This is a genomic window from Cohnella sp. LGH (assembly GCF_017671885.1).
Lineage (GTDB): Bacteria > Bacillota > Bacilli > Paenibacillales > Paenibacillaceae > Cohnella > Cohnella phaseoli.
On the sequence record NZ_CP072117.1, the window covers coordinates 115,634 to 134,861 of the forward strand.

At 55.8% G+C, this 19,228-nt stretch carries 20 protein-coding genes; 19 read left to right on the forward strand and 1 reads right to left on the reverse strand.

Features of this window, described 5'->3' with window-relative positions:
• Positions 1–13 precede the first annotated feature (13 nt).
• The 10 genes from yabG to J4772_RS00535 all read left to right on the forward strand — a co-directional run bounded on the left by yabG (position 14) and on the right by J4772_RS00535 (position 7,568).
• A complete protein-coding gene (yabG, locus tag J4772_RS00490; protein WP_209073738.1) occupies positions 14–892 on the forward strand; it encodes a sporulation peptidase YabG in 879 nt (292 codons plus the stop codon).
• A 150-nt stretch (positions 893–1,042) separates the two neighbouring features.
• Positions 1,043–1,318: a biofilm formation stimulator Veg gene (gene veg, locus J4772_RS00495; RefSeq protein WP_116063258.1), complete on the forward strand. Its 276-nt coding sequence runs from the start codon at positions 1,043–1,045 to the stop codon at positions 1,316–1,318.
• 129 nt (positions 1,319–1,447) lie between these two features.
• Positions 1,448–1,630 carry a small, acid-soluble spore protein, alpha/beta type gene (locus J4772_RS00500; RefSeq protein WP_209073739.1) on the forward strand — a complete coding sequence of 61 codons (183 nt, stop codon included), beginning with the start codon at positions 1,448–1,450 and terminating at the stop codon, positions 1,628–1,630.
• 125 nt (positions 1,631–1,755) lie between these two features.
• Positions 1,756–2,613: a 4-(cytidine 5'-diphospho)-2-C-methyl-D-erythritol kinase gene (ispE, locus tag J4772_RS00505; protein WP_116063256.1), complete on the forward strand. Its 858-nt coding sequence runs from the start codon at positions 1,756–1,758 to the stop codon at positions 2,611–2,613.
• A gap of 100 nt (positions 2,614–2,713) precedes the next feature.
• Entirely contained in the window at positions 2,714–3,535 is an 822-nt protein-coding gene (gene purR, locus J4772_RS00510; RefSeq protein ID WP_116063255.1) for a pur operon repressor, read from the forward strand.
• Positions 3,536–3,548: 13 nt separating this feature from the next.
• Positions 3,549–3,947: a RidA family protein gene (locus J4772_RS00515; protein ID WP_209073740.1), complete on the forward strand. Its 399-nt coding sequence runs from the start codon at positions 3,549–3,551 to the stop codon at positions 3,945–3,947.
• A gap of 109 nt (positions 3,948–4,056) precedes the next feature.
• Positions 4,057–4,341: a septation regulator SpoVG gene (spoVG, locus tag J4772_RS00520; protein WP_115995948.1), complete on the forward strand. Its 285-nt coding sequence runs from the start codon at positions 4,057–4,059 to the stop codon at positions 4,339–4,341.
• A 152-nt stretch (positions 4,342–4,493) separates the two neighbouring features.
• Complete coding sequence (glmU, locus tag J4772_RS00525) at positions 4,494–5,891, forward strand: bifunctional UDP-N-acetylglucosamine diphosphorylase/glucosamine-1-phosphate N-acetyltransferase GlmU (protein WP_305827841.1); 1,398 nt, start codon at positions 4,494–4,496, stop codon at positions 5,889–5,891.
• Positions 5,892–5,912: 21 nt separating this feature from the next.
• Complete coding sequence (locus J4772_RS00530) at positions 5,913–6,869, forward strand: ribose-phosphate diphosphokinase (RefSeq protein WP_116063252.1); 957 nt, start codon at positions 5,913–5,915, stop codon at positions 6,867–6,869.
• A 54-nt stretch (positions 6,870–6,923) separates the two neighbouring features.
• Positions 6,924–7,568, forward strand: coding sequence for a 50S ribosomal protein L25 (locus J4772_RS00535; protein WP_116063251.1), 645 nt, complete (start codon positions 6,924–6,926; stop codon positions 7,566–7,568).
• A gap of 166 nt (positions 7,569–7,734) precedes the next feature.
• On the opposite strand, the gene J4772_RS00540 is transcribed toward J4772_RS00535, so the two are convergent.
• A complete protein-coding gene (locus tag J4772_RS00540) occupies positions 7,735–7,929 on the reverse strand; it encodes a hypothetical protein (RefSeq protein WP_181917922.1) in 195 nt (64 codons plus the stop codon).
• A 132-nt stretch (positions 7,930–8,061) separates the two neighbouring features.
• Between J4772_RS00540 and pth the strand changes: the two genes are divergently transcribed.
• From pth to J4772_RS00585, 9 genes are all read left to right on the forward strand, one after another.
• On the forward strand, positions 8,062–8,628 hold the full coding sequence (pth, locus tag J4772_RS00545; protein ID WP_209073742.1) for an aminoacyl-tRNA hydrolase: 567 nt from the start codon (positions 8,062–8,064) through the stop codon (positions 8,626–8,628).
• 96 nt (positions 8,629–8,724) lie between these two features.
• Entirely contained in the window at positions 8,725–8,955 is a 231-nt protein-coding gene (locus J4772_RS00550; RefSeq protein WP_116063248.1) for an anti-sigma-F factor Fin family protein, read from the forward strand.
• A 133-nt stretch (positions 8,956–9,088) separates the two neighbouring features.
• Positions 9,089–12,610, forward strand: a complete 3,522-nt coding sequence (mfd, locus tag J4772_RS00555; protein WP_209073743.1) for a transcription-repair coupling factor — start codon at positions 9,089–9,091, stop codon at positions 12,608–12,610.
• The gene (locus J4772_RS00560) at positions 12,597–13,733 is read left to right on the forward strand and encodes a peptidylprolyl isomerase (RefSeq protein WP_209073744.1); all 1,137 of its coding nucleotides are present in this window, start codon (positions 12,597–12,599) and stop codon (positions 13,731–13,733) included. The genes mfd and J4772_RS00560 overlap by 14 nt, the downstream gene beginning before the upstream one ends.
• A gap of 293 nt (positions 13,734–14,026) precedes the next feature.
• Positions 14,027–14,569, forward strand: a complete 543-nt coding sequence (gene spoVT, locus J4772_RS00565) for a stage V sporulation protein T (RefSeq protein WP_116063245.1) — start codon at positions 14,027–14,029, stop codon at positions 14,567–14,569.
• Between the two features lie 186 nt (positions 14,570–14,755).
• Positions 14,756–16,582, forward strand: a complete 1,827-nt coding sequence (locus J4772_RS00570) for a polysaccharide biosynthesis protein (RefSeq protein WP_209073745.1) — start codon at positions 14,756–14,758, stop codon at positions 16,580–16,582.
• Positions 16,583–16,588: 6 nt separating this feature from the next.
• Positions 16,589–18,073: a bifunctional methyltransferase/pyrophosphohydrolase YabN gene (gene mazG / locus J4772_RS00575; protein ID WP_209073746.1), complete on the forward strand. Its 1,485-nt coding sequence runs from the start codon at positions 16,589–16,591 to the stop codon at positions 18,071–18,073.
• 587 nt (positions 18,074–18,660) lie between these two features.
• The gene (locus tag J4772_RS00580) at positions 18,661–18,933 is read left to right on the forward strand and encodes an HU family DNA-binding protein (protein WP_116063242.1); all 273 of its coding nucleotides are present in this window, start codon (positions 18,661–18,663) and stop codon (positions 18,931–18,933) included.
• A 3-nt stretch (positions 18,934–18,936) separates the two neighbouring features.
• Positions 18,937–19,218, forward strand: a complete 282-nt coding sequence (locus J4772_RS00585; protein ID WP_116063241.1) for an RNA-binding S4 domain-containing protein — start codon at positions 18,937–18,939, stop codon at positions 19,216–19,218.
• Positions 19,219–19,228 lie beyond the last annotated feature (10 nt).

Here is a 19,228-nt window from a genome sequence, read left to right on the forward strand (position 1 = left end):
GAGGTGAGTGGGCATGAAGCAGGGGGACCTTGTCGTACGGAAATCCTATGGAGGAGACGTGTTGTTCCGGGTCGCGGCGTTCGCCGCGCAGCAAGCCGTGCTCAGAGGGATGGATTACCGCTTGCTGGCGGATGCGCCGGTCGAGGATCTCCAGACGGTGCGAAACCCGGACGAGCTCGGAGGGACGCGCCAGGCGCGTATTAAAGCGAACGAGTCGCTGCGCAAAATCAGCGAGGAGCGGAGCCGGCAATTCGGCCGTTTTGGATTTACGACAGCGCTGGATGATCGCAGACAGCCGTTCTTCGAAATGCCGGGCAAAGTACTTCATCTGGACGGCGATCCGAATTATCTCAAGAAGAGCATGCAGGTGTACGCGCAGCTGAAAGTGCCGGCGGAAGGCGTTCATTGTCATGAGTCGCAGATGCCGCATATGCTCATGCGCATGCTTCCTCAGTTCCATCCGGATATCGTCGTCATTACAGGCCATGACGGCGTTCTTAAGCAGCAGCAGAATCTGCAGCAGCTCAGCAGCTACAAGAACTCATTAAACTTCGTACACGCCGTGAACGTAGCCAGGGATTACGAACGCAACCGCGATTCCCTGGTCGTTGTCGCCGGAGCGTGCCAGTCCCACTTTGAGGCGCTGCTGCAGGCGGGAGCGAATTTCGCCAGCTCTCCGGGCCGAATTATGATTCATGCGCTTGATCCGGTGTATGTGGCCGTTCGCGCGGCGTTTACGCCGTTTCGCGACACGATCAACATTACGGACGTCATCGCGCATACGATCAGCGGGAGACAGGGCGTTGGAGGGATCGAGACGATGGGGCGTTACCGGATCGGTCTGCCGAATTTAAAAGAGGTTAATTCTGAGCAAAATGTGAACGTTTTGTGACAAAAATGAAGCTTTTTTTAGGAAAACCTAATCCCATCAAGGAAAATGACCGTTGACAGTAAATCCGCATCGTTGATATAATATTTTGATTCATTTGACACCTCCCCTGTTTTTAGTTATAATTTACAGGGAAAGAGGTGGTAGTGGATCATGGCTAAAAACACGCTTCTCGATATCAAGCGAAGCCTGGAGCCGCACGTCGGTTCCAAAATCATGCTCCGCGCCAACGGTGGACGACGCAAAACCATCGAACGCACGGGGGTACTGGAAGAAATCTACCCATCGGTTTTCATTGTCAAGCTTGACCAAGAGCAGCACACGTTTAAGCGGGTTTCGTACAGCTATGCCGATATTTTGACCGAGTCTGTAGAGGTTACGCTCTGCAATGACGATGGCGAGGTACGAATCCATTATTTGTCGCACTAGACGGTTGAATAGTACGGGCAGCATCGCGCCGGGTTCAAGGGCGCCGTGCTGCCCGTTTTGCATGCCGACATCCTCTTCGAGGCATTCTAATCGTGAACGTCCCAAGACATCCAGACGAGGAGGCGTACGATGAGCAGAAGAAGAGGCGTCATGTCGGAGCAGTTCAAAGAGGAGCTGGCCAAGGACCTGGGCATCTACGATACGGTTCAGCGGGAGGGCTGGGGAGGCATTCGCACGAAGGATGCCGGAAATATGGTCAAACGCGCCATCCAGATCGCCGAGCAGACCGCATCCCGAACGCCGAGATCCTGATAGCAATAAAAGCCAAAAGAGGCGGATTCCCGCGGAATGCGCGGATTCGACCTCTTTTCGCATTTGCGGGCATCGTTTGTTATAATAATGCAAAAGGTATTGTCTCGGAAGTTGGTGAAGACACGATGTCGAAAATTTATGAGAAGGCGCCGGCCAAGATCAATCTCGTACTGGACGTTCTGCGGAAGCGGGAGGACGGCTTTCACGAGGTAGAGATGATCATGACGATGGTCGATTTGGCCGATCGTCTGGAGATGGAGGAGCTGCCTCGCGATCAGATCGTCCTGTCGAGCCAGGCGGGCTTTATTCCCCTGGACGAGAAGAATTTGGCTTTCCAGGCTGCGAGGCTGATCAAGGAGCGGTACGGAGTCAGACGCGGCGTCTACATACATCTGGACAAGCAGATTCCGGTGGCGGCCGGCCTGGCGGGCGGCAGCAGCGATGCGGCGGCGACGCTGAAAGGGTTGAACCGTCTCTGGAATCTGGAGCTCCCGACAGAGGAGCTGGAGACGCTTGGCGCGGAGCTCGGCTCGGACATCCCTTTCTGCATTCGCGGCGGTACGGCGCTGGCCAGAGGCAGAGGGGAGAGACTGGAATCGATCTCTCCTCCCCCGCAATGCTGGGTCGTGCTGGCTAAGCCCCCGATCAACGTGTCAACGGCGGACGTATATGGCAAGTTTCGCGTGCACGAGGTGAAGGAGCACCCATCCATTCCGCGCATGCTGGACGCCTTGTCGCGACAGTCGTTCCCCGATATGTGCGCGTCGTTGGGAAATGTTCTTGAAAATGTCACACTGAACCGTTATCCCGAAGTTCGGCAGATCAAGGATTGTATGATCAAGTCGGGAGCAGACGGCGTGCTGATGTCCGGAAGCGGGCCGACCGTCTTCGGCCTAGTGTCCAAGGAAATGAAGGTTGCACGCGTCTATAACGCGCTAAGAGGGTTTTGCAAAGACGTCTATGTGGTAAGAATGTTAACATAGTGTCCGCTTGCACCGCACAAACTCTCGTTTCTGTTGAACAAAACCGTATAAAGATGTTATGATACTGTAAAATATTCGGATTTGGACGGGAGAGGGGAACGTGAAGAAACTGAAACGCAGCGCCAGACTCGTAGAGATGACGCAGTATTTATTGACCCGTCCCCACACGTTAATTTCCCTGACAGCATTCGCCGAACGGTATCAGTCGGCTAAATCTTCGATCAGCGAGGATTTGGCGATTATCAAGGAAGTGTTCGAGGACGAAGGAATCGGGGAGCTGAACACGTTGGCCGGAGCGGCGGGCGGCGTTCGGTTCGTGCCGAAATGTCGCAAGGATCAGGCGCTCGTCAGAATCGGCTCGATCTGCCGCGAACTTGAACAGCCCGACCGGCTGCTGCCGGGCGGCTATTTGTATATGACCGATCTGCTCGGCCAACCGGCGATGATGCAGGAAGTAGGCCGCATGTTCGCGACGGCGTTCGCGGATCGGAATATCGACGTCATTATGACCGTCGAGACGAAGGGTATCCCTCTCGCTCATGCAACCGCTCAGTATTTGAACCTGCCCGTCGTGATCGTAAGGCGCGATCATAAGGTGACGGAAGGCTCTGCGGTCAGCATCAACTATGTCTCGGGCTCCACGAAGCGCATCCAGACGATGTCGCTTGCTCGTCGGGCGCTTAAGGAAGAATCCCGCGTTCTCATTATCGACGATTTCATGAAAGCGGGCGGAACGATTCAGGGAATGGTCGATCTGCTGTACGAGTTTCGCGCGGTCGTCGCCGGTGTCGGCGTATTCGTAGAATCCGGAGAGATCGATAGCGAGGAACGGCTGCTTCACGATTACGTCTCGCTGGCGCGTCTAACGGAAGTCGATCTGAAGACTCGTCAAATCAAAGTCCAACCAGGCAACTTTTTCTAGGAGGATAACAACTATGAGCTTGAAAATCGTCTCCACGACCGATGCTCCTGCAGCAATCGGTCCGTACGCGCAAGCGGTTCGCACGGGCAATCTGCTGTACACTTCCGGTCAAATTCCGTTAACCCCTGCGGGAGAGCTTGTCGCAGGCGGCATCCAGGATCAGACGCGCCAAGTATTGGCTAACTTGAAAGCGGTTCTATCCGCCGAAGGACTCGAATTCTCGGATGTCATTAAGACGACCGTGTTTTTGAAGGACATGAATCAATTCGCCGAGTTCAATGAAGTATATGCATCACACTTTGGAGCGCATACGCCGGCTCGTTCTACAGTAGAAGTCGCTCGCTTGCCAAAGGATGTTCTTGTCGAAATTGAATTGATTGCGGCGATATCTGTCGAAACTGTCAGGAATTAAAAATTTATTTGATTTTTAGCAGGTGTTTTACCATATTTAAGAAGGAATTTGCGTAACTTTGTGGAATATTACACCAAGTCTTTCTGAGGGGCAAAGGTGGTGAACACAAGTGCAAATTACAGACGTGAGACTCCGCCGAGTCAATTCGGAGGGGCGCATGAAAGCCATTGCTTCAATCACGATCGATAACGAATTCGTCGTCCACGACATTCGCGTTATCGACGGGAACAATGGCATGTTCGTCGCTATGCCGAGCAAACGGACGCCGGATGGAGAGTTCCGGGACATTGCCCATCCGATTTCCTCCGGGACACGCGAGAAGATTCAAGCCGCAGTATTGGCGGAGTACGAGCGAGCAGCGCAAGAAGAAGAAGTTATGGTAGAAGGGGCATAATGATGGATATGGAGAAGAGAGCCTGGACAGGCTCTCTTTTCATTTGAGCCTTTTCATTTGATCTTGAATAAGCTATAAGCTATGATTTTGATAATAGGCGCACTTATAGATTCAACTCAGATTCACCGGAACGGAAAGGGGCTCACGCATTGATGAACAAAATGGCGATCATCCTTGCCGCAGGGCAGGGCAAGAGAATGAAATCGAAGCTATATAAAGTATTGCATCCCGTATGCGGAAAACCGATGGTCGAGCACGTCCTGGACGCCGTAAAGGGCGCGGAATGCGGCCGGACCGTCGTGGTCGTCGGCCACGGCGCGGAAGCCGTGAAGGCGAAGCTGGGCGATGAGATCGAGTACGCTCTGCAGGCGGAGCAGCTCGGGACAGGTCACGCTGTGCAGCAAGCCGAGGCGCTGCTGGGGCAGGAGGATGGCGTTACGGTCGTTACTTACGGCGATACGCCGCTTGTGACGGCCGAGACAATCAAAGAGTTGATCGCGCAGCATGTGCAGCAAGGAGCGGCGGCAACCGTGCTGACGGCGGACGTGGAGGACCCGTCCGGCCTGGGGCGGATCATTCGCGGTCAAGACGGCACCGTGCTTAGAATCGTCGAGCAGAAGGACTGTTCCGCAGAGGAAGCGGCTATTAGCGAGATCAATACGGGGACGTATTGCTTCGATAACCGCATGCTGTTCTCCGCTCTTGCCGAGGTGACGAACGACAACGCGCAGGGAGAATATTACGCGACGGACGTCATCGGCATTTTGCGCGGCCGCGGCGAGCGGATCGCCGCCAGCAAGTGCAAGGATCCCGTGGAGGGAACGGGAGTCAACGACCGAATTGGACTTGGGGAAGCGGAGCGGCTAATGCGGCTGAGAATTAATGAAGCCCATCAGGCGAATGGCGTGACGATCGTTGACGCGGCGAATACGTATATTGAAGCGGGTGTCACGATTGGCGCGGATACGGTCATCTATCCCGGAACCCTGCTTCGTGGCGCGACTTCGATCGGCTCGGATTGCGTGATCGGTCCGTCGGCGGACTTGAAGGATACGACGGTCGGGGACGGAACGACGATCCGCCAGACGGTGACCGAAGGCGCGGATATTTCCGAAGGATGCAACGTCGGTCCGTTCGCTTACTTAAGGCCGGGAACGAAGCTTGGGCGCCAGGTGAAGGTCGGCGATTTCGTCGAGATCAAAAATGCCGCAATCGGAGCAGACAGCAAGATTCCTCATCTAAGCTACATCGGGGACGCGATCGTCGGCTCAGGCGTTAATTTCGGCTGTGGGGCGATTACGGCAAACTACGACGGTTATAATAAATCAATGACCGAGATCGGGGATCAAGCGTTTATCGGCAGCAATTCGAATCTGGTCGCCCCGGTCAAGATCGGCAGCGGCGCTTACGTCGTCGCCGGCTCCACGATTACGAGCAATGTAGCAGACAATGACTTGGCCATTGCCCGCGAGCGTCAAGTCAACAAACCAGGGTATGCGGACAAGATTCGCGCTCGCGCCCAAGCCAAGAAAAACAAAGAAACCGAATAACAAAGGCGGTAAAAAACTAAAATGGCTTATTCGGATCCAACCTTAAAGCTATTCTCCTGCAGTTCAAATCCAGAGCTAGCGCATTCGATTGCCAAATGCATCGGCGTCGAGCTAGGCAACGTGACGATGAGCCGGTTCAGCGACGGCGAGATCCATATTCAATTGGACGATAGTGTTAGAGGAAGCGACGTGTATGTCGTACAGTCGACTTCCGCGCCGGTCAACGACCACCTAATCGAGCTGCTTGTCATGGTCGATGCGTTGAAACGGGCGTCGGCCAAGACGATTAATGTCGTCATTCCTTATTACGGGTACGCCAGGCAAGATCGCAAGGCGCGTTCTAGGGATCCGATTACCGCCAAGCTGGTAGCGAATCTGATCGAGACCGCAGGGACGCACCGGGTTATCGCTATGGATCTGCACGCCATGCAGATTCAAGGCTTCTTCGATATTCCCGTCGATCATTTGCTGGGCGTTCCGATTCTGGGAGATTATTTTCATGAGAAGCAGTTGGAGTCACCCGTTGTCGTCTCCCCCGATCACGGCGGCGTCGTTCGCGCGCGTCGTCTGGCCGATACTCTTCAGGCTCCGCTTGCGATTATCGATAAGCGCAGGCCCGAGCCGGGCGTTGTCGAGGTCATGAATATCATCGGCGACGTCAAGGGGAGAACGGCGATTCTGATTGACGATATTATCGATACGGCGGGGACGATCGCGCTAGCCGCAAACGCCTTAAAGAAAGCCGGCGCAGGGGATATCTACGCTTGCTGTACCCATCCTGTGCTGTCCGGGCCGGCGATTGAGCGTCTGGAAGCTTCGTCAATCAAGGAAATTGTCGTGACGGATACGATTCCGCTCAGGCAGCCTTGCGGCACCGACAAGGTCAAGGTACTGTCGGTAGCGCCGTTGTTGGCCGAAGCGATTGTTCGAGTGCATGAACAGCAGTCGCTGAGCTCCTTATTCGAACCGCATGTTTAATGAACGCCTCCCTGGGGTACAACAAGGATATACCTAGCTGGGGAGGAATTCGATATGACCGCTGAACTTCAAGTTCAACTCCGAGAGGCTTCGACCCATGGCCAGTTAAGGCGCCTTCGCGCATCTGGCGGCGTTCCCGGGGTCGTGTACGGCAAAGGACTGGCCGTGCCTTCCAAGATTGCGATAGATGCGAAAGCTCTGACGGACATGCTAAAGGGCAATCCGTACGCGGTGCTCGATATGGAGATTCCCGGAGCGGGCAAGCAGCCAGTCATGTTGGCGGAGCTGCAGAGAGATCCGATCTCCAGACAGATGCTGCATGTGGATTTTCGTCGCATCGATATGAATGAGAAGATAACGACGTCAGCCCGGCTTGATTTCACCGGAGTGTCTCCGGGAGAGAAAGAAGGCGGCATGCTGCAGCTCGTGCTGCACGAGATCGACATCGAATGCTACCCGAAGGACATTCCAGACGCGATCGCGGCGGATGTCGGCGGGCTGGAAATGGGCGAACATCTGACCATCGGCGATCTGACGCTGCCGGCCGGGGTAACCGCCGTACAAGACCCGGAAACGGTTATCGTCGCCGTTCTGGCGCCTCAGAAGGAGCGTTCCGAGGATGAGGTCGAAGCGCTTAACGACGAAGCCGAGGAAGATCGCAAACATTCGGAAGCTGCGTTGGCGGTGGAGAAGGATTAAAGGAAGGCTGTCGGAAGATTGCGAAGAGGTCGCGCTATGCGCGGCCTTCTTGTCATGCAGCAGGGGGAGGCGGCATGGCAAGAAGGCTCGTCCGTAAAACAAAGGGAATATGTTGAAAGCGGCATACCGAAGCCTCCTGCTCCAGTCGGCCGCTCACCCCGTTGACTCAGTAACCCGGGCGAGAGACGAAGGTAAATTGCCTGCGGTTGTAGAAAATATTGTTGACCTGAACGAATTCTTTGCCATAATATTCGATAAAACCAATATCGCTGTGCCGCCTTCCGCAATAAATCTGCACCGGAACTTGAGAAGACATATGATCCAGGAAATGCTGGTCGTCATAAATCATCTGGCCGTTCATGTACACATCAATTCAACTCGCTTTCTCGGAATCTGTATTAGATAAGACACGCGGCAACAGGCTTTCGTTGCATAGGAATTCTATTTTCTTAAGTAAATATGGCGAAAATGTTCGGATTTGGAGGAAATCTTTATGCGTTGGATTGTCGGATTGGGAAATCCGGGCTCGACTTACGCAAGTACTCGGCACAATGCGGGCTTTATGGTTATTGACGAGCTGGCTCGAAGGTTTAACACGGATGTGACTGCGCAGAAATTCAAGGCGTTGACGGGCGAGGCGAAGGTTGGAGACGTGAAGGTCGCGCTCTTAAAACCGATGACCTATATGAATTTGTCGGGCGAGTCGTTAAGAGCCTTCATGGATTTCTATAAGGCGAAGCCGGAAGATTTGATCGTCGCCTATGACGATCTGGATACCGAGGTTGGCCGTATTCGGCTCAGATATCAAGGAAGTCCAGGCGGGCATAACGGCATCAAGTCGATTATTCAGCATCTGGGCACGCAGACTTTTAATCGGGTGCGCGTCGGCATATCCAGGCCTGAGCCGGGATGGGCCATTTCCGACTACGTCCTCTCGGGCTTCGCGAAGTCGGAGAAGGAGCCGCTTCAGCGTTCGATAGAAGAAGCATGCGATGCGATTGAATACGCGCTGACGCATACGTTCGAGCAGACGATGGCGAAGTATAACGCGAAAGGCTGACCTTTTTGAACGGCCTATTATTAAAGAGACGGTTTGCGGGAATACTGGAAAGAGAAATGCGGGATACCGCATATGCTCACTCCGGGAGGCATAGCTATGACTGTGAACTATATTTGCCGCCATTGCGGCATGCCGTTGGGAAGCTTCGACCATTCGGAGGTAGGCGAGTATCGGCTGGGTCTGCAATTCTTGACCCCCGGTGAGCGAAAGCGTATAATAGCGTATAATTCCAACGGGGACGTGACCGTACGGGTAATCTGCGACTATTGCAGTCAGACGCTGGACGCGAATCCCGAGCTTGCGTTGCTGTCCAATCCGTTGCAGTAAGCGCCGAAAGCATCGCGTTTCGACATCCTCCAGGAGTCCTTGGCTTGTGCCGGGGCTTTTTTCTTGATTTCCAGAGCGCGATTTGAAATAAGCAGTAGATACGTGGAAGGTTGTTTCGGAGAGGGGAAATGCCATGAATCCGTTAATCCAATCACTCGTTAAAGATCCCGATCTTATTAGCGTCATTCAAGGACTGCAAAGCGGAATGCGGGAGCAACTCGTCGCCGGCTTGTCCGGCTCCGCCCGACAAGTGGCGATCGCCGGAATGTACCGCGAGCTGAAGCGACCGATTCTCATCGTGACGCACAATATGTTTTCGGCTCAGAAAATTGCCGATGATTTGCAAGAATGCTTATCGGCGGACGAGGTGCTGCTGTATCCCGCCAATGAGCTGATCGCCGCAGAAACCGCGATCTCAAGCCCAGAAACGTCGGCGCGGAGGCTGGACTCCATACTCAAGCTTGCGGATGGCTTCCGCGGCGTTATTGTCGTGCCGTTCGCCGGGGTTCGGAGATTTCTTCCGGATCGGCAGACGATGTCGGAAGCGCATATCGTGCTGCGTGTCGGAGAGAATCTGCCGATGGAGCAGTTTCTGCATAGAATGGTCGAGCTTGGCTACGAGAGAGTCGATCGGGTCGAGCAGAAAGGCCATATGAGCGTGCGCGGGGGCATCGTCGATTTCTTCCCGCTCGCTTCCGCGCTTGCTTGCCGGGTGGAATGGTTCGACGATGAGATCGATTCCATTCGCACGTTCGATCCGGCCGATCAGCGGTCGATCGAGAAGCTGGAGTCTTATACCGTGCGGCCGAGCCGAGAGTGGATCGCCGTCGAGAGAAGATTCCAGAATGCGGCTCAGCATGCGCGGGATTTGCTCGACAAGCAGTTGGAGCGAATGACCGACCGCCAGGCCAAAGAGAAGTTAAGCTCGGAAATTTCCCGAGAAATTGAGCTTTTGCGCCAGCGCGTTTATTTTCCCGAGATTTACAAGTACATCTCTCTGCTTTATCCGGAGCGTCAGACGCTGCTGGACTATATGCCTAAAGATACGATTCTGCTCATGGACGAACCGAACAGACTCGGTGAAACCGCGCGTCAGCTGGAACGCGACGAATCGGAGTGGGCGACCCATCTGCTGCAGCAGGGCAAATCGCTGCCCGGTTTTGCGCTGGCCGTTTCTGCGGAGCAGGCGCTGTATCCGAAAGCGTTTCAAATCGTCTACCTGTCGCTCTTCGTCAGGCAGATTCCGCATACGCAACCGCAAAATATTATCAACTTCGTCTGTCGTTCCATGCAGAACTTTCATGGACAGATGAACGTGCTGAAGGCGGAGACCGAGCGCTGGCGCAAGAGCGGCGTTCGGATTTTGATGCTTGCGGGCAACGCTGAGCGGGCCGAGCGGATGAGAAGGGTACTGGACGACTATCAGATCGAGCCGCCGGAAATTTTGCAAGGAAACTTGCAAAGCGGCTTCGAGCTGCCTTCGATCAAGCTCGTCGTCATTACCGAAGGCGAGATGTTCACGCAGAAGCAGCGCAAGGCTAGACGGGTCGATCGCCATCTCGATAACGCCGAGCGTCTCAAAAGCTACACCGAGCTGAAGGTGGGCGACTTCGTCGTGCACCAAAACCATGGCATCGGCAAATATTTAGGCATCGGAACGCTGGAAGTCGGCGGCATTCACAAAGATTATCTCCATATCGTCTATGCGGGGGGAGATCGACTTTCCGTACCTGTGGAGCAGTTCGATCTAATCCAGAAGTATGTGGGCAACGAGGAGAAGGAGCCAAAGGTCAGCAAGCTCGGAGGCTCGGAGTGGAACCGGGCGAAATCCAAGGTTCGCTCATCCGTACAGGACATCGCGGACGATCTGATCAAGCTGTATGCGGAGCGGCAGGCGACGACCGGCTTCGGCTTCGGAGAGGATACGCCGTATCAGCAGGAATTCGAAGAGATGTTCCCGTACGAAGAGACGACGGACCAGCTGCGGGCGATCCGGGAGATCAAGAAGGATATGCAGACGCCGCGTCCGATGGATCGTTTGCTGTGCGGAGACGTCGGCTACGGCAAGACGGAGGTGGCGATCCGCGCCGCGTTCAAGGCTGCGATCGAGGGCAAGCAGGTAGCCGTACTTGTGCCGACGACGATATTGGCGCAGCAGCACTTCGAGACCTTCCGCGAGCGATTCTCCGGCTATCCGTTTAATATCAAGGTGTTGAGCCGGTTCCGGAGCCGCAAGGAGCAGACGGAGACGATCAAAGGGCTAAAGGCGGGAACGGTCGACGTCGTGATCGGAACGCATCGAATTCTGTCCCAGGATATCGTGTTCAAGGAGCTTGGACTGCTGATCGTCGACGAGGAGCAGCGCTTCGGCGTCACGCATAAAGAGAAGCTGAAGAAGCTGAAGACGAATGTAGACGTGCTGACGTTGACGGCGACGCCGATTCCGCGCACGCTTCACATGTCGATGCTGGGCGTAAGAGATTTGTCCGTCATTGAGACGCCGCCGGAGAACCGATTTCCAGTGCAAACCTATGTCGTCGAATACAGTGCGACGCTTGTCCGCGAGGCGATCGAGCGCGAACTGGCCCGCGACGGGCAAGTTTATTATTTGTTCAATCGGGTGCAGGGCATCTATCAGGCGGCCGAGCAGATCAGCGCGCTTGTGCCCGACGCCAGAATCGCCGTAGCTCACGGCCAGATGTCGGAGCAGGAATTGGAGAGAACGATACTCGATTTCCTGGACGGAGAATACGACGTACTCGTCAGTACAAGCATTATCGAGACTGGGGTCGATATCCCGAACGTCAATACGCTCATTGTGCACGATGCGGATAAAATGGGGCTGTCGCAGCTCTACCAGCTGCGCGGACGAGTGGGGCGGTCTAATCGGATCGCTTATGCCTACTTTACCTATCAGCGGGACAAAGTGCTGACGGAGATCGCGGAGAAGCGTCTGCAATCGATTAAGGAGTTTACCGAGCTCGGATCGGGCTTCAAGATCGCTATGCGCGACTTGTCCATTCGCGGCGCTGGCAATCTGCTCGGAGCGGAACAGCACGGCTTTATCGCATCGGTCGGCTTCGATCTGTATTCCCAGATGCTCGCAGAGGAAATTCAGAGCCGCAAGCTGCAGCTCGGCGGAGATGTGCAGCCGCCGCGTCCGGTGAACACGCAGCTCGATTTAGGCGTCGACGCCTATCTGCCTCCCGAGTATATTTACGACAGCATTCAGAAAATCGAAATCTATAAGAAAGTCGCCGCCGCCGCTTCGCTGGAAGATGTGGAGGAGCTGTTCGAGGAGCTGATCGACCGTTTCGGAGAGCCGCCTAAAGCCGTGCTCAATCTGATGGCGGTCGCCAGACTGAAGGTATACGGGCGCAAGTACGGAATCGAATCGATCGTCCGCCGCGGAGACGACGTGACGTTAAAGCTGGAGGAACGCCGTCGCGCCGACATCGACGAGAAGAAGCTGAAGCCGTTGGAGGCGAAGCTGCAAGGGCGCGTCGTATTCGCCTTGGGCGAGCAGCAGCCTGTAATCCGCATGAAAGCGCGGGGACTTGACGAGAACGCTCTATTAGCGTTCCTTGAGGATTTTCTGGTACAATACAAAGAAGCGACAAAATCGAAGGGGGAACTACAGGATGTTGCAACATAGAAGCATGCCGTATCGTCGGCTGGCTCTGTTGGCGCTGGCGGCGGTCATGCTGGTCGCACTGATGTCCGCGTGCGGCAAGAAAGAGAAGGAAACCGTCATCGCTACCTACAACAATGGCGGGCAAGTCACGGATCAAGACTTTGAGAAGTATATCGCTTTTCAGCTTTTGAGCGGCAACAACCAGATCGCCATGTACGCGTCTATTCCGCAGATCAAGGAGCAACTGGTTAAGCAGTACATTGTGACGAAGGTGCTCGGAGAGCAGATTTCCAACGAAGAGAAGGACAAGATCAAGACGGAAATCAAGACGTTTAAGGAAAATGTAGAGAAGGCGCGCAATACGCAGCCGGAGCTCAAAACGCAAATGAAGGAAAACAACCTTACCGTAGGCGATATGGTTAATTTCTACGAGGAAACGCTGAAATTCCAATCGTATTATTCGGCCAAAGGCGATGAATTCAAAGGCAAGGTAACCGACGAAGAAATCAAGGCGGAGTTTGACAAAGCGCCGTCCGACTTTAACGTCGTTACCGTTCGTCATATTCTGATCGGAACGTCCGATCCCAACACGGGTGAGGAGCTGAAAACCGAAGAGGAAGCGCTGAAAACGGCTAACGAAGTAAAGGCCAAGCTTGAAGCCGGCGGAGATTGGAATGCTCTGGCCAAGGAGTATTCCACGGACACCGGCTCCAAGGATAACGGCGGTCTGTACGAGAAACAAGCTGCGGGAGGCTGGGTTGCCGAATTTAAGGAAGCGGCGAATACGCAGCCGATCGGCGAGATCGGCGAGCCGGTCAAGACGCAATTCGGTTATCACGTCATGAAGGTCGAGAGCCGCGAGGAAGTGACATCCGTGGACAAGCTGTCCGAGGAGTCCAAGGATTCGATCAAAATGGAGCTTTCTTCGACCAAACTGAACGAATTCATCGTTAGCGAACAGGACAAGCTGGGCATCGTCGTCACGCTGCCGCAGGAGCCGTCTGCATCGCCAAGCGCATCGGGATCCGAATCTCCGGCAGGGTCGCCGAGCGCATCGGGATCCGAACCCCCGGCAGAGTCGCCAAGCGCATCGGGGTCCGAATCCCCGGCAGCCTCGCCATCGGCGTCTGCATCCGCGCAATAAGTAAACGTGTCCGAAGCTTCGACCGCGACCATGCGACGAAGCTTCGGACGCTTTTTTTTCTATTCGGGATAGAAAGAGGCCAAAGAAGATCGAGCGTTCCGACCTAATCTTGGGTTGGATGATTCCTCCAGCGAAGGGCGAACGCATAAGAAAATGGGAGAGGTTGAATACTACCCTTACGATTCGAGACACCTTTTTCCGAATGTTCAAGGTTCGTCATAAAGGCCGGCAACGCGTTCGTGCCGGCGGCAGCAGCAGAGCGAATACATCTACGAAAGTGGGGCAACACGACCATGAAAGCAACCGGAATTGTACGCCGTATCGATGACCTCGGAAGAGTCGTCATTCCCAAAGAAATTCGTCGCACCCTTCGCATTCGGGAAGGGGATCCGCTAGAAATTTTCGTGGATCGCGATGGCGAAGTTATCCTCAAAAAATATTCCCCAATTGGCGAGCTGGGCGATTTCGCCAAGGAATATGCCGAATCGCTGTCCGAGAGCACGGGACATATCGCCTTGATCTCCGACCGGGATACGTTCATTGCAGTGGCAGGAGCCTCCAAGAAGGAGTATATCGACAAGGCGATCGGCAATCTGCTTGAGAACTGCATGGACAATCGCAAAATTATTTTGGAGTCTTCCCCGGGCAGCCACGAAATGCTCAGAGACATAGCCGAAACGATCAGCTCTTTCGCGGCGGCGCCGATCGTGGCGGGAGGAGATCCGATCGGTACGGTCGTGCTCCTCAGCAAGGACGATGCGGTGAAGATGGGCGCGATGGAGAGCAAAATGGTCGAGACGGCCGCGGGCTTCCTCGCGAAGCAGATGGAGCAGTGAATTAGAAAGGAACGCTTAGGCGTTCGAACGAAAAGCTTTCCCGGACGGTTTGACTCCCGTTCTTGGGGAAGCTTTTTTGCTTTGCGGCTTTCGTTTATAATCAAGACACAGGAATGGGAACGGAGAGATTACGGATAAGCCTGCGGACGAACAAAGCTTCGGCCAAGGAATGGGGAATGGACGGTCATGCGAATTGAATATGGAACCGGAAGTTCGGATAGCTCGGGAGGCTCTGAAATTTCCGGAAGTCCGGGAAATCCGGGCAATCCAGGCAACCCAGGAAGCTCTGGGAAAAAGGCGCTTATGCAAGGAGCCGCTTTGCTGGGAGGCGCGGCTCTGCTCGCTAAGCTGATCGGCACTTTGCAGAAAATTCCGCTGCAAAATTTGGCCGGAGACGAAGTGTTCGGGCTGTATACGGCTGTGTACGCGCTGGCGGTCATGTGGATGACCCTCGCATCCGCGGGCATTCCGGTCGCGGTTAGCGCTTTGGTTGCCGAGAAGGCGGCGAAGGACGACGAAGAGGGCGCTAGACGCATCGTTCGTTGGGCGGGAGCGTTGATCGGGCTGATCGGACTGATCATGTTCGCGGCGCTCTGGCTCGGGGCGGACGCGTTCGCCCAGTGGATGGGACTTGATGCGGCGGCTCCCGCCATTCGAATGTCCTCGTTGGCGCTGTTGTTCTCGCCTGTTGCTGCTGTGCTGAGGGGGTACCACCAAGGCAGGATGCGGATGCTCGCACCGGCGTTGTCCCAGCTCGCGGAACAGATCGCCAGAGTGGCGTTTATGCTCGTTGCGCTGGCGATCGCCTTGAACGGAGCCTGGTCGGCCTCCGCTACGGCCGCGGCCGTGCATGGCGGTTTGGCAACTGGCGCAGCAATGGGACTGCTCGTGATGGCGGCGATCTCCGTCCGCGAAGGCCGCAAGCCGGGGCAGCCGATCCCGATTCGCTCGAGCGGAGCTAAGAAAAGCTTCGGAACGGCGGGAAAGGCGGCGGAAACGGTCGCCGTAGGGAAAAGGCATGGAGGGGCGGGAGGAAGTCCGATCGGGCGCGTAGTGGTGATAGAGCCGAGAGCCGCCCTGGTGAAACGGATTATTCGGGTTGCCGTGCCTGTGGCGGCTGCGTCGATCGTTGCGCCGATGTTCGCGCTGATCGACGCATTCTCCATCCCCCGGCTGCTGGATCAGGGAGGGGAATGGGCGCTGGCCCAGTTCGGCGTCTACAGCCGAGGCGTGGCGTTGCTGCAGTTGGTTGTCCTGGGGGTGTCCGGGGCGGCAGCCGCGCTCGTTCCGGCGCTCACGGCGGCAAGGACGCGCGGAGACGAAGCGGAGCTGGCCGGGAGGGCGAGATTCGCGCTGCGGCTCGCCTGGTGGTTCGGCTGCGCGGCTGCGGCGGGGCTGGCGCTTCTGGCCGTGCCGATCAATACGGCGCTATTCGGCGACGATAGCGGCTCGGTTGCAATGGCGCTCGTCGGGCTGGCTGCGGTCGGTGGCACGCTGCAGGCGGTCAGCGCCGCTTTGCTGCAAGGCATAGGCGAACTGCGAGCGCCGGCTGTCAACCTGGCGGCAGCCGCGCTGCTCAAGCTATCGCTCAACGTCGCCCTCGTGCCACAGCACGGCATCGCGGGCGCCGCCGCAGCGATGGCGATCGCCTACGCCATCGCCGCAACCCTTAACGCGCTGTCCCTACGCCAGCGCGTCCAACTGCCCGCCCCCCGCGCACCGCTCGCGTGGCGCTCCGTCGCTGCGCTGGCCGCCATGGCGGCCGCGGTCGCTCTGCTCGCGCACGGCCTCGGCGGGCTGTTCGCCGCCGTTATGCCGGCGCGCGCGGCGGCCCTGCTCGTCGCCCTGCCGGGCGTCGCGCTCGGGGCCGCCGTCTTCGCCGCGGCGCTCGTCGCCCTAGGCGCCGTCGCTCCGCACGAATGGCGCGAGCTGCCGGGAATCTCCGGCACTCGCCTAGACCGCTGGATGCTTCGCATCAGAAACCTGACTCATCGGGATAACCGGGAAGGATGATCATAGATGAATAATCAAACCCTAATTATCGTTGTCGGACTTGGCTCCGGGGGAGAAGACCAATTGACGCTCGGCACGTTGAAGGCGCTGGAAAGCTCGTCCCGCCGCTACGTCCGTACGGCGGACCATCCAGCCGTCGCCGATCTGAAGCTTCGGGATATCGGCTTCGAATCGTTCGACCGGCTGTACGAGCAGCATGACGATTTTGCGGAAGTGTACGACGCGATTGCGGACGATCTGCTGGCCGCGGCGGCAGGAAGCCCAGGGGAGACGATCGTTTACGCCGTCCCCGGACATCCTATGGTCGCGGAACGGACGGTGCAGCTGTTAAGACAGCGCGCGCCGGAGCAAGGCGTCGGGCTGAAGCTGCTCGGCGGGGAGAGCTTCCTCGATCAAGCATTCACGCGCCTCGGCTTCGATCCGATCGAGGGCTTCCAGTTGCTCGACGCGTCGGAGCTGACGCGCGAGCATTTGAGACCGCGTCTGCATACCGTAATTGGACAAGTCTACGACGCGTATACCGCCTCCGAGGCGAAGCTGGCGCTGATGAACGTCTACCCGGACGATTATCCGATCGTCGTCGGACAAGCGCTGGGCGTAGAGGGGCAGGAGCGCATTCTGCACATTCCGCTCTACGAGCTTGATCGACTGGACAGCTATGGCAATCTGATGCTCGTGTATATTCCGGCCAGCTCGGATGACCGACTTAGCCGCCGCTCCTTCGAACGGCTGCACGAGATCGTCGCTATTCTGCGCAGTCCCGAGGGCTGCCCCTGGGACCGGGAGCAGACGCATCAGTCGATTCGGCGCAATTTCATCGAGGAGACGTACGAGGCGATCGAGGCGCTGGATCTGGACGATCCGGACGGCATGAAGGAGGAATTCGGAGACGTCATCCTGCAGGTGCTGCTGCACAGCCAGATGGAGGAGGAGACGGGAGCGTTCGACGTGTTCGACGTTCTGGCCGAGCTAAACGACAAGCTCATCTTCCGGCATCCACATGTGTTCGGCGGAGAGAATGCGGAGAATGCCGAGGCTGCGCTGCGCAACTGGGAGCAGATGAAGGCCGAGGAGAAGAAACGCAAGGGCCTGGCCGAACGTCAATCTCTGCTCGACGGCATTCCGAAGGATCTTCCGGCGCTGCCTCGCGCCCACAAAGTGCAGAAGAAAGCCGCTTCTGTCGGGTTCGACTGGCCGACTCTGGACGGCGTATTCGCCAAAATCGAGGAGGAGCTTGGCGAGCTTCGGCAGGCCGTTCGCGAGGAGTCGGCGGAACGCCAGCGGGACGAGCTCGGCGATCTGCTATTCGCCGTCGTTAACGCGTCGCGGTTCGTCAAAGCCGATCCGGAGGAGGCGCTTGCGGGTACGAACAGAAGGTTCGCGGAACGGTTCAAGTATATCGAAGAGCAGCTTCGTATAAGCGGACGCTCTTTTGGGGATACTGATTTGATAGAAATGGATGCATGGTGGGAAGAAGCGAAAAATCGATAGAATGAAGTTGTTCGATAGCCCGCTTTTGATCACGAAGCATCCCGGAATGCGAACTCGACATCGAAAAACCGGACTTTTTGAACACGTATTATAGAGAGGAGGCAGCGACAACTCTCGGCCGATTTTAACGATCTTCGGTAAAATGCTAGGCGTAGCGCAACTAGTAGGGCAATTCAAGAGTAATATAGTTAAGGTGTCGGAAATCCGCAAGCTTCATCAAGTGATTACGAGAGAGATATGCTGGTAATCTCGCAAACCGCGAAGCGCGATACGAGACCGCTAGACGGCTCGCAAGCATAGGCATATGCCTATTCATGGTTGCCAGGCTGTCAAAAGCTTCGTCAACGGGAAAACGCGGTCAAATCCGATACAGTCCTTTTGATACGAACTGAACCTAAAAATGACCTAAAATCCGCCGTTTTTCCCGTACTTTCTACCTATTTCGTGATTTTTTTTTAGAGTATGGCAGGATTTTTTTAACAAGGGACAGAATAGTATCCTTCGTGCATTAAAAAATCAACGTTCCGACGTCCCTAGAGGGACCGGGGGAACGAATAATGGCTCAACCATAGGAGGAATACAGTACCATGAACAAAACAGATCTGATCAACAACATTGCAGACAAAAGCGGCATGACAAAGAAGGACGTAGAATCCGTATTGAACGGTTTCTTGGGCGAAGTTACCGACGCTCTGTCCAAAGGCGACAAAGTACAACTGATCGGCTTCGGCACGTTCGAAACTCGCAGCCGTTCCGGCCGTGTGGGTCGCAACCCGCAAACAGGCAACTCGATCGAAATTCCAGCTTCCAAAGTTCCTGCATTCAAAGCCGGCAACAAACTGAAAGACGCTGTAAAATAATTCATGCGTCTTGATAAGTTCCTGAAGGTGTCGCGCCTGATTAAGCGCCGCACCGTTGCGAAGGACGTGTCCGACCAAGGGCGCGTCCTTCTCAATAACAGGGAAGCCAAGCCTAGCGCGACCGTCAAAATCGGGGATGAGCTGGACATCCAATTCGGGCAACGCACGCTAACTGTGCGGATCGAACGTTTGACGGAGTCAACCCGCAAGGAAGACGTCGCCGGGATGTATACCATTCTGAAGGAAGAGGTTCGCAAACGCGAGGACGATCCCTTCGGATTGTAAGCATTCACAT